9 protein-coding genes are annotated in these 14210 nt (G+C 45.2%); 8 read left to right on the top strand and 1 reads right to left on the bottom strand.

Features of this window, described 5'->3' with window-relative positions; genetic code table 11:
• Positions 1-642 precede the first annotated feature (642 nt).
• Complete coding sequence (locus tag D0T20_RS00160) at positions 643-1839, top strand: hypothetical protein (RefSeq protein WP_116438063.1); 1197 nt, start codon at positions 643-645, stop codon at positions 1837-1839.
• Positions 1840-2318: 479 nt separating this feature from the next.
• On the opposite strand, the gene D0T20_RS00150 is transcribed toward D0T20_RS00160, so the two are convergent.
• On the bottom strand, positions 2319-5276 hold the full coding sequence (locus D0T20_RS00150) for a Rib/alpha-like domain-containing protein (protein ID WP_116438062.1): 2958 nt from the start codon (positions 5274-5276) through the stop codon (positions 2319-2321).
• A gap of 279 nt (positions 5277-5555) precedes the next feature.
• Between D0T20_RS00150 and D0T20_RS00145 the strand changes: the two genes are divergently transcribed.
• The 7 genes from D0T20_RS00145 (at position 5556) to D0T20_RS00115 (ending at position 14191) form a co-directional block, all read left to right on the top strand.
• Positions 5556-6488: a DUF4862 family protein gene (locus D0T20_RS00145; protein ID WP_101889458.1), complete on the top strand. Its 933-nt coding sequence runs from the start codon at positions 5556-5558 to the stop codon at positions 6486-6488.
• A 73-nt stretch (positions 6489-6561) separates the two neighbouring features.
• Positions 6562-7578 carry an ROK family protein gene (locus D0T20_RS00140; protein WP_116438061.1) on the top strand — a complete coding sequence of 339 codons (1017 nt, stop codon included), beginning with the start codon at positions 6562-6564 and terminating at the stop codon, positions 7576-7578.
• A 72-nt stretch (positions 7579-7650) separates the two neighbouring features.
• A complete protein-coding gene (locus D0T20_RS00135) occupies positions 7651-8319 on the top strand; it encodes an N-acetylmannosamine-6-phosphate 2-epimerase (RefSeq protein ID WP_004131256.1) in 669 nt (222 codons plus the stop codon).
• 322 nt (positions 8320-8641) lie between these two features.
• A complete protein-coding gene (locus tag D0T20_RS00130; protein WP_116438060.1) occupies positions 8642-10207 on the top strand; it encodes an ABC transporter substrate-binding protein in 1566 nt (521 codons plus the stop codon).
• 195 nt (positions 10208-10402) lie between these two features.
• A complete protein-coding gene (locus D0T20_RS00125) occupies positions 10403-11308 on the top strand; it encodes an ABC transporter permease (RefSeq protein ID WP_162862702.1) in 906 nt (301 codons plus the stop codon).
• A 1-nt stretch (position 11309) separates the two neighbouring features.
• Entirely contained in the window at positions 11310-13334 is a 2025-nt protein-coding gene (locus D0T20_RS00120; protein ID WP_004131264.1) for a dipeptide/oligopeptide/nickel ABC transporter permease/ATP-binding protein, read from the top strand.
• Positions 13331-14191: an ABC transporter ATP-binding protein gene (locus tag D0T20_RS00115; RefSeq protein ID WP_016635891.1), complete on the top strand. Its 861-nt coding sequence runs from the start codon at positions 13331-13333 to the stop codon at positions 14189-14191. The genes D0T20_RS00120 and D0T20_RS00115 overlap by 4 nt, the downstream gene beginning before the upstream one ends.
• Positions 14192-14210: the final 19 nt, after the last annotated feature.

Below are 14210 nucleotides of genomic sequence, written 5' to 3'. Positions count from 1 at the left end.
ACCCTTGGTTTCAGTCTGAAGTGTGTGTGATATTTAGACAAAAGATGTATAAATCGTAGTTTTTGTACATTGGATGTACAAAAAATACGTTTTTTGTGTATACAAGTTCTTATAAGCGCGCTGTAAGTAACGCGCGATCGATATGATCTTCTATTCCGCTTTTTGTACGTGTTTTGGGTCAAATTTGGTACAAAATGCGTCAATTGGTTCCGCTTTTTGTTGCTCAACACGCTGATTATAACTACAAAAAGCGGAAAGTTTTCCCGAGTTTGTTTCTCTACGCACTTAAATCAGCTACAAAGTGCGGAATCAAGCGGCGCGACACGCGCGAAAAGTCTTTCCTTAAAAAAACCTGGGAAAATTCTTCAAAAACCTTGAAATGCGTATTTTTACGGTTTAAGCGTTGTTTATCCACAAATTTTACGGCGAGTGTGGCTTAATTGTGGATTAGTTTGTGTATAACATCATTTTTTTCGGTTTAGCACGTATGGCTGGGGCTTGACTTTTTCAAACGGGGGGGGGGTATGTTAATAGCAAACATGGCCGCACCTAGTTTGGCCGTGTGCCGCAGTCCGCTTTTGGATTGTGGAGCAAATTTTTCTATGCGCCCCTAACGCATAGGAGAAGAAGAAAGGAAATAAAATGATGAATAAGAAGGCTATCGCCGCTTTCGCTGCTGGCGCAACTTTGCTTGCCGGCTTTGCAATGGCAACTCCAGCATTTGCTGAGACTCCAACCGCTCCTAAGATTACTAAGTCTGTGGCTGCTAAGGCTGTTAAGACTGCTAAGGACAATTTGGATAAGGCTAAGGGTGAGCTTAAGGCTTTAGAAGCAGGTAAAGAAGAGGCAAAAGCACCAGCTACCTCTGATATAGCTGCTGACGCTTTGAAGAAATGCTACAAAGAGGAAGCGAATGGTAAGCTTACTCCTGTTGATACAGAAATTGCTAAGCTCACTATGGCAGTCGGTCCTAAGGTGACTGCTTATATTAATCAATTCAATGCTCACTTGGATTACACTAAGAAGGCTGAAGAGGTTAATAATCTTGAGGCTGCTTACAACAAGGCTCTTCGTGACCAAGCTGATGCTGCTGATGATCCTGTAGAGGAGTCTGAAGAACAGCAGAAGGATAAGGCTATTGCTAAGGTTCGTTCCACTGCGGCTGATCTTCAGACTGCGATTGAGAAGAAGCAGAAGACTTATGCTGAGTATCTCAAGAAGAAGTCTGCTTACAATGAAGCTAAGGAAAAGGTTTCTGCCTGCAAGGAAGCTGTTAAGGCTGCTCAGGATGCTTTGGATAACTATTTAATGAGCGGTGATAAGGATTCTAAGCGTGAAGAACGTCTTAATAAGGTTCTTAATCGTGCTAATGCCAAGCTTACTGCTGCTAAAACCAAGAGGGATAAGGCTAAGGAAGAGTATAAGGAAGCTAAGCAGAAGGCTACGGATGCAAAGGCTGCTTGGCAGCTTGCTGTAGATGAGTATGATGCTGCTTTCGAGGATGCTAAGTCTCTTGGTATAGACCCAACTGCGCTTCCAGTTGTTTCTACTGCTGCAGATCCATTGGATAATGACTTCCTTGATCTTCCAAGCACTTCCAATGGTGCTGCTCCAGCTGGTAAGAATGGTGCTCAGCCAGGTCAGGCAGGCAAGGCTGGCCAGGCTGGCGCAAACGGTGCTGCTGGTAAGGCTGGTGCTAAGACTGAGGTTGAGAACAAGAAGGACAAGGACAAGCGCGGTAACACCCACACTGGTACTGGTGTTGGCGTAACTTTGACCGCTTTGGCTGCCACCATGCTTGCTGGCATGGGTGCTGCTGTTCGCAAGGCTCGTCACTAAGCATTGCGCGCGCACTTATGCCAAGTGTGTGAGTGCGCGCTTGAAAATTGGCTTGCGTTAGGCGGCGGCGCGTGTTTTGTGCTGCAGCTTGCACACGGGGTTTAGAGTTTGCTCGGTTTGCCGAAATTTCCTTTTCTTACCGTGTAGGTTCTTTATTCTGCTTGCAGGTGCTTAATGCTTGTTGCTAGAGATGGTTTTCCGCTAGGGACGGGATTCTGTTCTTTAGTTTTAAAGGCTTGTTAGGTTTCTAACAAGCCTTTTTCTTTTACGTGTTTTGTTGTTCAATGCGCTAAGTATTTGTATATTTTTGTTTTAGAGTGATTCTACGAATGAAGAATAATCACATTTTATATGCTATGAGTCTTGCTGCAACAAGGGCTATGAGCTGATTTGCGCACTTTTTAGCATATAGCCCACCATCTTGGTTGTTTGCAAGCTGGTGGGCTATATAGTATTTAGTATCTAGTTTTTTACATTAGCTATTTAGTTAGATGTGATTTTCTTGCAGCTGTAATGATTGCGCAAACAAACAGCATTAATGCAGTGCTAAAAACAGCTGGAATCACTTGTATTCCAGTATTAGGAAGCTTGTTGTTTACACTAGCGCTATGTGTTTGCGATGAAACAATTCCACTTGAAGAATTATTTTGCAAAGATTCGTTTTTCTTTACCAACACATTAGTCCATGCAACTTGCTTGCCATTTTCGTCGATAAGAACAATAGTGTGATTGCCGCTATATTCTTGTGGAATAATCGCATCAAATATTGCTTTGCCCTGTTTGTTGATGCGAACTGTTACATGCTTTGTTCCATTTACGCTATAAAGAAGCTTAGGGCTTGAATAAATGTATGCGTATGCTTTTACTGCTTTGTTTAGTTGCAATTTACGCATGAATTCTGCCGTTGTGTTTAGAGAAACAGTAATCTGATTGTTCTTTCCTGCATAAGCAATGTTATTGTTTCCAACAGTTAGAGTGTTGGTTAATTCTGGCAGCAAATCAGCAATGCTCTTTGGTGCTTCTGGCACTTCTGTTGATTCTGGTGCCTGCTTCTGATTTGTGAGCGATTCTGTATTGTTGTTAATTTCCACAAAGCTTTTGCTTGGTGAGTTATTGTTAGCATTAGGAGCTTGTGGACTATTAGTCTCGCTAGGCTGCTTATGAGATTCCGCATTTGGGGTTGACTGATGAGTTTGATGAGTCTGATGAGTCTGCGGTGTTGTATTGTTTGTAGGGTTTGCAGGCTCTGGATTTGGGTTCGGTGTAGGTGGAACTGGAGTCTGTGGGTGCTCTGGTTGTGGATGTGGCTGTGGTTGAGGTTGAGGCTGAGGCTGAGGTGGTGTAGGAATATTAGGCTCTGGTTGTGGTGCTGGTGTTGGTGTTGCTTTTCTTGCTGGCGTTAGTGGCGTTGCAGGAATTATTTTTACAACGTGAGCTTTAAGAGCTACTTTCCGCTTTGCTCCACTTGCAAATTTCACTTCTACAACAAGTGTAGTATCGCCAATTTTTGTAGTGTTTGGCTGCGCAATAATTTTAACGGTGCTATTTTTCGGTAAACCTTGCAAGTATGGCTTAAAGTCGAAATCTGCATTAATCGTAGTATCTTTTTTGACTTCTACTTTCTTACCTTCTACTGCTGTAACGTTTGGTATTGGTGTAATAGTTTTACCTGGAGTTACTTCTTTTGCTGGCGTTAGCTCCGCCCACGGAATGCTCTCTTGTGCTGGAGTCAAATCTGCCCAAGGCGTTGCTTCATAGATTTTTACGGGAATCTTTACCGTTCGCTTAGTGCCGTTAACAAAGCTTACTTTTACGGTAATGTCTTGTACGCCCTTAGTGTTCATATTTGGCGTATTGAGCAAAGAAACTTTAGCGTTACTAGGTACTCCATCAAGATATTTCTTAGCGTCAAAATCGTTAGGGAATGTAGAATTTAGCTCAAAACGAAGGTTGGTATCGCTTTTAACGGTGACTTCTGGCATATTTACTACGCGTATAGTAAATCCTTTTTCAATCGTTTTAGTGCCATTTATTTTTATCTTAAGCTTGCCTGTATAGTCTCCAGCTTTAGAGATGTTAATTAAATCGCGATTTGTAACATCTTCAAAAGTTGCTCCTTGGGGAAGATCCTTAGCGTTTGCTAAAGCATCCTTAAAATCGCTTGGTGAAGGCTCGTTGTTTGCAAGAAGAATTTCTTTAACTTCTGGCTTGTAAGTTTCTTCGTAAGGCTTTACTTCTGCAGGCTTTGGAGTTTCTTTAACTTTTGTAACTCCTGGGTTTACAGTTCCAGTGCCATCAATCTGTTTTCTGTTTCCAACGGTAAATCCTAGCTGATTGTCCATCTTTTTATCTAGGAAGTTGCGTGAGCTGTGACCATTGTTTCCAGTGTCTATAATTTTTGCACCATCAACATGACCAATAAAGCTTATAAGCGTATCTTTCTTTGTGGCATAATGCTCAGCGTAACCTTTTTTAGTAAGTTCGTTTAGTTCTTCGGCTCGTTTCTTCATTGATGGCCTAAAAACGCTTCCCTTAATTTTTGGAGCATTAAATGTATAAGCTTTGGTAAACCAATCGTAATTTTTCCGCTTAGCATAAACAAGCGCACGTTCTGTTAAATATCCGCCTAAAGAATGGCCAGTAACGTACAGATTGCTCACTAGATGATTATTGTTTAATTCATCCATAAGTTTTTCTGTAGTGGTTGCTTGGCTAATTTCGCCGCCAAAGAATAGCTTTAAGTCCAGACTTGCATCTTTTGCTCCTTGGGTTCCGCGGATTCCAAGAACTTGCACGCCGTTTTGCTCAATAAATGGGTATTCAGGATTAACATTTTCAAAAAGAACAGCGTCAAAGCCATCGGACTCGTGGTATGTTTTCTTTACTTTCCAATATGGCGCAAGCTCGTTATGCATAAGCTTATATTCGTTGCGATCTTTGTAAATCTCTGTAAGCTCATGCTTGTCGTCAAGCACTTTATTTACGTAATTATCCTCCCTATACGCAAGTTCCATAAACAGAGCCATATCGCGAGGGCTAATATCCCACCTGCGAGGATTTTTATCGTCTTTGTCGTCTAATCCGTCGCCATCAGTGTCTTTAATCAAAGGATGTGACTTGTATCCGTAGTATGTTCGTCCATCTTTTGTGTACGTGTAAAGCTCTTCGCTGTTCTTAAGTCCATCGCCATCGCTGTCTTCATTTGGATCTAGAGCTGGCTTTCCATACAACAATTGGTCAATTTGGCCATTTTCTAGGCGAATTCTGCCAGTTGAAATGTCGTGAGCGGTTTGTGCGGTAAGAGGTGTGGTAGATGGCAATGTCTCACTTGCAATTGCTGTTGACGTCAACGCGGGAATTCCAAGCAGTGACGAAAAAACCAATCCAAAAGTTAATACAATTCCACTAATTGTGCGAATAGTACTTACCTTTCTCATACCACAATCCTTACTTTATACAGTTTTATTTTGACGATTTGGAAAGTCTTATTGAGAGCAATTCAATAAATTTGACTCAACCTTACAAATTTATCAAATTTAATGTTTTTACAAAAGCTGCTTTAGTTTGAAAACAATTTAGTCGCAAGCACAAAGATTTATCAGACGTCTGACGAATTGTAGTGATATTGGTGTAATCTACGAATCAAAAGACAAATCGAAAGATAAGTCGAAAGACAAATCAGAATACAAATCAGCTACGATTTCAAGGAGGATATCATGCTGAAAGCTAAATTTGTTGTAGGCGCATATGCATCGTTGCCAAAAACTCGCGAAGATCAAGAAAAATACTACGATTTGTTGGGTAAGCAAAGCTGGATTGACGGAACGGAGATTCCATACCCAGGAGATTTGGCAGATCCAAAAAATCGCGCGTGGCTAGCATCTGCAATACCATCGCATTGGCATGCAAACACGATTACGGCAATTCCTGGAACAATGCGTCACATAAACTTTGATCCAGATCCAGAATTTGGACTTGCAAGCCCAAGCGAAGAAGGCAGGCATCGCGCGCTCGCATTCTTTAAGGATATTCGCGAAGCAATCGCAAACGTTGTAGACATTAGAGATAGCTGCGATATATCTCATGTAGAAATACACACGGCTCCGACTCGCTTAGCGCAAGCGGATGCAATGAAAAAGTCGCTAGAAGAACTCGCGCAACTCGATTGGTGCGGAGCAAAGTTGGTGATTGAGCATTGCGATAGATATATTGAAGGCCAAAATCCAGAAAAAGGATTCCTGCCGCTAGAAGAAGAGATTCAAATTGCAAAAGATGCTGGAGTTGGAATCACAGTCAACTGGGGAAGAAGCGTTGTAGAAGAGCGAAATGCTCAAGCGGCAGTGGAGCACGTGCGAGCTGCAAGGCAGGCTGGCGTTCTGCAAGGATTAATGTTCTCGGGAGCTGGTCCAGATGCAACACAATACGGATACGAGTGGATTGATGGCCACTTGCCAATGAACCCAGATGAGCCGACTTCGTTAATGACGTCTAAAGAAATTCAAGAAACCACTCGTGAGGCGCTAAAAGACGATTATGCAATCGACTATTTGGGCGCAAAAGTGTGCGTTCCGCAAGACGCGAGCGTGGAGGAGCGCTTGGGATATTTGGCGCGCATTCACGATGCTGTAAGCGCGGCGCAGGGTGAGTGAATAGGCTTAGTAAATAGTCTTAGTAGATAGTAAAAATAAGGTCGCAAACGCAAGAAAGAAAACGGAAATTGTTATGAACGAAGTAAAAAATTCTCGCTCTACGTATCTTGCTTTTGATATAGGCGGAACAAAAATCGCGTACGGATTGGTGACTTTACCAGGGCCTACAGGGTCCGCAGAGTCTAACTTTGGCAAAGAAAGCGCAGATTGTGCGTCTCCAACAGTAGAAGACTATGGCTCTATGCCAACCGAAGCTGCAAAAGGCGGAGAAGATATAAAGAATCGCCTAGTAGCGCGCGCAAAGCAAATATTGGAAGATGCGGCGAAAAGTGGCAAAAAAATCAGCGGAATTGGAATAGCGGCTGCAGGAGTGCCAAATAGTAAAACTGGCGAAATCGTAGCAGCTACCGACATTTTGCCAGGTTGGAGAGGTCAGCGAATTTACGACGCATTTAAGCGCGTAACCGATTTGCCAGTTTATATGATTGGCGACGTTGGTGGTCACGGCCTTGGAGAAGCGATTTACGGAGCAGGCAGCGGAAAGTCGATTGTGTTTTCTGTTGGCATAGGCACTGGAATTGGTGGCGCGATTATTGTAAACGGCAAGCTGTTTACGGGCGCGCACGGAGTTGCAGGCCACGCTGGCCACGTTGTTAGTGATTTGGGAGTTGGCTTTGACTGCTCTTGCGGAGCGCATGCGGGCCACATTGAGCCAGTGGCATCGGGAACGGGGCTGGCGACTCTTTACAACAGCAATCTTCCACAAGGAACCGAGCTTGCGCAAAACGGCTACGAGGTTTGTGTGCGCGCAAATTCTGGGCAGGATGAGCACGCTAAAGAAACGCTGGCTAGAAGCGGCAGGGCCTTGGGGCAGTGCGTTGCAGGAATGGCGAATCTTATAGATCCAGATGTGATTGTGCTTTCGGGGTCTGTTGTAGAAGCTGGCGATATTTGGTGGAATGCTATGCGCGCTGGGTTTGAAGACTCTGCTTTAACGTTGATTAAAAGTACGCCGATTGTTAAGGGCAAGCTTGGTGGGTCTGCTCCTTTGATTGGCGCAGCTTGGGCTGTTCACTCAAATCGCGTTTAATCGCGTTTGATTGCGCCTAGATATGTTTAATTTTGTTTAGTTTAGTCATATTTGAAAAAAGGAGGAATCTATATGAATCCTGTGATTGAAAAAATCAAGGGCGGCCTAGTTGTTAGCTGCCAGGCGTACCCAGGGGAGCCGCTTAGGCACCCAGAAACAATGGCACAAATGGCAATGGCGGCTGTAGAAGGCGGAGCTGTTGGCATTAGGTGCCAAGGATTGTCGGATATTTCTGCGATTAAAGGACAAGTTGATGTTCCTGTAATCGGCATTTGGAAAGATGGTCACGAAGGCGTTTACATAACTCCGACTTTGCGTCATGCGCGTTGCTGCGCTGCTGCTGGAGCGGATATTATTGCGATTGACGCTACAGATAGGCCGCGCCCAGATGGGCTCACTTACGAGCAAACTGTTCGCGCTTTGCACGACGAAGGCATAGTGGTTATGGCAGATTGCGGAAACTTCGATGATGCCAAGCGCGCGGCGGATTGTGGAACAGATATTATATCTACCACTTTGGCTGGCACTTCTCCTGGAAGGCCAAAAACGGACGGCCCAGATTTTGAGCTTTTAGGCCAGATTTTGCAAGCTTTCCCAGATTATCCAATTATTTGCGAAGGGCGTATTCATACTCCAGATCAGTTGCACAAGGTTATGCAAATGGGCGCTTGGGCTGCTGTTGTTGGAACTGCGATTACGCACCCAACATCGATTACGCGCTGGTTTGCAGCAAAGTTGTAAGCGGCGAGTTGGCAGGCGGATGCGGTTGAGTGCGTTAAGGAAAAGTCGCAAGCAGCCGCAGATTCGCCTAGCGCGCGTAAGTAACAAATAAAGAAAAATAGTGGTTATATGTGTGTCGATTATGTGCGGTTTTGTTCTAATTTTTTGTACAGTAAAAAATAATCAAAATTTTCACAAATTCGACACACGCATAACTTGACATCAGACATCAGACCTCTTATGTTTGAAGTAACGTGAAAATAACGCACGCGCTATAATTTAATATGTTTTCGCATTCGAAGACGAAATGCAAAAAACCCAAACTCAATGGTGAGGAGAAAATATGGCACGAATTAACTCGAAGCTAACCGTGGCAATCGCCGCTGGTGTGGCCGCATTAATGATGCTTTCTGGCTGCGGTGGAGCTAAATCCCACAAGGCAGCAAAAGCAAAGACTGCTGTTAAAGACACGATTACCGCACAGGTTGCATACGCAAGCCGTGATTTTGCGCCGTCTACAACCTCTGGCGCGTTGCCAATGGCAGCAAACTGGCACGTTACAGAGCCACTTTACGCTCTTGATTACAGCAACTTTAAGGTTTTCAACGCTCTTGCAAAAGGTGAGCCAAAGAAGATTTCCGATACTGAATACGAAGTAACAATTCGCGATGCTGCTAAGTTCTCGGACGGAACGGAAGTAACAGCGGCAGACGTAGTGTCTTCCTTTAAGCGCACAACCGCAAAGGGCAGCCTTTACATCTCTATGCTCGACTTTATTGACTCTGTAGAAGCAAAAGACAATCGTCACGTAATCTTTAAGCTAAAGAAGGCGTTCCCACTGTTCAAGCAGCGCCTTGCTTTGATTCAGATTGTTCCATCTGCAAAGTCTGATGCAGATCTTAAGAATATGCCAATCGGATCTGGCCCATGGAAGTACGTATCGATTACAGATAACCAAGTAAAGTTTGAGCGCAACGATCTTTACAACGGCAAGTACAAGGCACAGACCAAGAAGATGGTTTGGAATGTAACCGTTGACGATACTGCTCGCGTAACCGCAATGCAAGGTGGAAAGACAGACGTAATGGAAATGGTTCCAGCACAGGCATTCAACACTTTGAAGGCATCTGGATCCGAGCTTAAGACCGCACAGGGCTTCACTCTTCCATTCCTTATGTTCAACACAAAGCAGAAGCCATTCGACGACAAGCGAGTTCGCCAAGCTGCTCTCTACGCAATTGACGTAAACAAGCTTATTACCAACCAGATGAGCGGCCAGGGCGAGGCAGCAACAAGCTTCTTGCCAAAGAACTACGCAAATTACCACAAGGCAAAGAACGTTTACACCAAGAATGTTGTTAAGGCAAAGAGCTTGCTTAAGGAAGCTGGCGTAAGTGGCCCACTAAAGTTCACTCTTTACACAACAGACCACACTTGGATTACTCAGCTCGCTCCACAAATCAAGAATGATCTTGCTGAGATTGGTATGGATGTAGAAATCAAGTCTATGAAGTCTTCTGCACTTTACCCACAGATTACCGACCGCGACGACGCAAACTACTCCATGGTTCTTGCCCCAGGCGATCCATCCGTGTTTGGCAACGACCCAGACTTGCTTATGAGCTGGTGGTACGGTGACAACGCTTGGACCCGTCAGCGTACATTCTGGAAGAACTCCGAAGGATACGCAAAGCTCCACAAGCTTATGGACGAAGCTCTTGAAGCATCCAAGCCAGCAGATCGCCAGAAGTATTGGAACCAGTGCTTCGACTTGATTAGCGACGAAGTGCCTCTGTACCCACTCTTCCATCGTAAGACTACGACCGCTGTAAAGAAGGGCGCATTGGCTGAGTGGAATGCAATCGGCTCCACTGGCATCAACCTTGTAAAAGCAAAGCTAACAAAGTAGGTGCAAGTCAAAGTAACAAACTTCATTTTCCCTAACCTCTAACCGCAAAACCGACCCAACTGTTTACCTTTCTCGCCTTTGTGCAGATGGGTCGGTTTTGTTATGCAAAATAATAATTTTCTTCAATGGATGTGTGGATGTCTTATGAGTAATTTTCTTAGACTTTTAGGTAGGCGACTAATCGCCCTGCCGTTCATGGCATTCGGTGTTACGTTCCTCGTATTCTTCCTTATGTCATTTTCTAAATACGATCCAGCAGTTGCAGCATTAGGCGAAAACTCGTCTCCAGCAGCTCTGGCAGCCTTCCGACACGAAATGGGCTACGATAGGCCATGGTGGGAGCAGTTTGGGTCCTATATAGTTGGACTCTTCCAAGGAGACATGGGTGTTTATGGTGTAAACAAGGATTCTGTAGCTCAACGAGTAGCGGACGCCTTCCCAATTACCTTGCAACTAACTTTCATCGGTTTGTTAATCGCAATAATCTTTGCAGTAATCTTTGGCGTTTTTGCAGCGCTTTACCGCGATACTTGGGTTGACCAAACGGTTCGCGTGCTTTCGATTATTGCAATCGCAACTCCATCCTTCTGGCTCGGCGTTCTTTTGATTTACGTCTTGCAAATCAAGCTCGCATGGCTCCCAGGTTCTGGCGATTTTGTACCGTTCTTTGAAGATCCAGAAGCGTACATTGCAAGAATGGCAATGCCTTGCTTCGCACTAGGCCTTCCAGTAGCAGGTCAGCTTACGCGAATCATACGAACCTCTATGGTAGAGGAATTGGATAAGGATTATGTGCGAACCGCAATCGGCGCAGGTATTCCAAAGAGCGTGGTTGTTGCTAGAAACGTGTTCCGCAACGCTTTGATTACACCAATCACAACTCTTGGCATGAAGATTGGTTACCTTATGGGTGGTGCAATCGTTATCGAAGTTATTTTTGCACTACCAGGAATGGGTACCGCAATGTTCGACGGCATTAATGGCAACCAGCCAATGCTTGTGCAAGGCGTTGTTTTGGTTGTTGCAATCGCATTCATCTTTATAAACATTATTGTTGATTTGCTTTACGTGCTAATCAACCCAAGAATTAGGACGGTGTGACATGCTATTTGGAAAAAGTCAGGTAGTAGATGCCGCATCTAAGCCAGGCATCAAATTTAACAGATTTAAGAGCATGAGCTTAGGCTCTAAGATCTCGCTTATTGTGATTGCAATATTGGCGTTCTGCGCAGTATTCGCGCGATTCCTAGCGCCATGCGACCCAGTAAAGATTACGCAAAATTATCAGCCGCCAACAGGCGCGCACTGGTTTGGCACTGATAACCTTGGTAGAGACGTGTTCTCGCGCGTTATGTACGGCGCTCGCTACTCGCTGGTAATCGGCTTGTCGTCTGTGCTCTTTGCGTTGGTGATGGGCGCAATAATCGGCGCAATTGCAGCTGTGAGCCGCACTTGGATATCTGAGCTTATAATGCGATTGATTGATATAGTAATGTCTATCCCAGGAATCGCATTAGCAGCTGTGTGCCTTGCAATTCTTGGACAATCTATGATTGGTATCATCATTTCCATTGGTGTGCTTTACGTTCCACAAATCGCAAGAATTGTGCGCGCAAACATAATAAGCGAATATGGAAAAGACTACGTGCGTGCAGTAATCGTTTCTGGCGCTCGCGCACCTTGGATTTTGCTCAAGCATGTAACGCGTAATATTGCAGCTCCAGTTATGGTGTTCACAACGCTTTCTGTTGCAGACGCAATCGTGTTCGAGGCTTCTCTTAGCTTTATCAACGCTGGTATTCCAGAGCCAACTCCAACATGGGGCAACATTTTGTCTTCTGCTAAAGCGGGCGTTATCTTTGGATACTGGTGGCAGGCATTGTTCCCAGGCTTAGCAATCATGATTACCGTTTTGTGCCTTAACATTCTTTCTGAGGGCATTACGGACGCAATGGTTGCAGCTCCAACCGCTCCAGTGGCTAAGAGCGCTGCAGATGCGGATGCGGCTCGCAAGGAAGACAGGATTCTCACCGACCCAGTGGCAGCTTACAAGGAGCAGCACGACGCTTTGGTTGAGTCTTTGGCAAAGCTTCGCGAGGCCGAGTTAAAGCGCACGGATCGCTTGCAGCCAACGTCTACGGAGCCTCCAGTTATTGAGGTTAAAGACTTGTGCATTCAGTTCCCACGCTACGGCAGCGTAAATGTTGTAGACCACTTGAGCTTCTCTGTTCGTCCAGGCGAAACAATGGGCTTGGTTGGTGAATCTGGTTGCGGTAAGTCAATCACTTCGCTTGCAATTATGGGCTTGCTTGATCCAAAAGCTAAGATTAGCGGACAAATCCTCTTTAATGGCAAGGATCTTGTAAAGCTTAGCCCAAAGGAGCACAATGCTTTGCGTGGCCACGAGATTGCAATGGTTTACCAAGACGCGTTGTCTTCCTTAAACCCATCAATGCTTATTAAAGCGCAGATGAAGCAGCTAACTTCTAGAGGTGGTACTCGTAGCGCCGAAGAGTTGCTGGAGCTTGTAGGCTTGGATCCAAAGCGTACGCTTGAATCCTACCCGCACGAGCTTTCTGGCGGTCAGCGTCAGCGCGTGTTGATTGCAATGGCACTTACGCGAGATCCAAAGTTGATAATCGCAGATGAGCCAACAACCGCTTTGGACGTTACTGTTCAAAAGCAGGTAATTGACCTTCTTAACGAATTGCGCGAAAAGCTTGGATTCGCAATGGTGTTTGTAAGCCACGATTTGGCTCTTGTTGCAAAGGTTGCGCACTCGATTACCGTAATGTACGCAGGCCAGGTTGTTGAGCAAGGCTCCACTAAGGAAATCCTCACCGATCCGCATCATGAGTACACGCGCGGCTTGCTTGGCTCCGTAACTTCCATTGAGGCTGGTGCTCCAAGATTGCATCAGGTTCCAGGAACGGTTCCAAGCCCATCCGACTTCCCTAAGGGAGATCGATTCGCTCCGCGTTCTTCTCACCCAGATCAAGGACTTGACGTGCGCCCAGTAATGAAGCGCATTCCAGGAACGTGGCACTTCTACGCTGCGCCTCCAGAGCCAGAATCGGATGTACCTTCCGCAATTTTGACCAACTCCGATAAAGGAGATGTGCGATGAACATGAATGTTAACGAAACAAACAAAACTCAAAGCGAAAATGGCGATGTTCCAATCATCGAGCTGCGCGACGCCGAAGTGGTGTTCACTACTCGAGCAGGATCTGGCTTATTCCATAAGAACAAGATTACGGCCGTAAACAAGGTAAATCTTAAGCTTATGCCAGGCAAGACAATTGGTATTGTTGGCGAATCTGGTTGCGGAAAGTCTACCACTGCAAACATTATGTGCGGTCTTCAGCAAGTAACAAGCGGCAAGGTTTTGTTCAAAGGTCAAGACGTTACGCATAGAACTGCAAAAGAGCGCATGGATATTGGACGCGTGGTTTCCGTTGTGTTCCAGGATCCAGCAATGGCTTTGAATGCGCGCATGAGTGTGATTGATCAGTTGATTGACCCGCTTGTTGTGCACAAGATTGGAAGCAAAGCTGAGCGCGATGCTAGAGCCAAAGAGCTAATCCGAATGGTTGGTTTGCCTCATTCTGTTCTTGGCGCTTTGCCAGGTCAGCTTTCTGGCGGCCAGCGTCAGCGCGTGGCAATCGCTCGTGCGCTTTCGCTTAATCCAGATGCAATAATCGCAGATGAGCCAACTTCCGCTTTGGATGTTTCTGTGCGTGCTCAGATTTTGAATCTTCTTTCCGACTTAAAGAAGAAACTGAATCTTTCAATGGTGTTTATTAGCCACGATATTCAAACAATTAGATACATATCCGACGAAGTTGTTGTTATGAATCACGGAACGATTGTTGAGCGCGGCGAAACTCACCAGGTGATTAACAATCCGCAGGATGCGTACACAAAGATTTTGATGGGCGCGGCTCCTTCGCTTTTGCACCCAACGGAAGAAGAGTGCAAGTAGTGTGAGCAGTGCGAGCAAG

Origin of the sequence: Gardnerella piotii (genome assembly GCF_003397585.1) — a bacterium.
Classification (GTDB): Bacteria; Actinomycetota; Actinomycetes; order Actinomycetales; family Bifidobacteriaceae; genus Bifidobacterium; species Bifidobacterium piotii.
The sequence above is the reverse complement of the archived record's forward strand: the minus strand, read 5'-3'. Positions and strand labels throughout refer to the sequence as shown.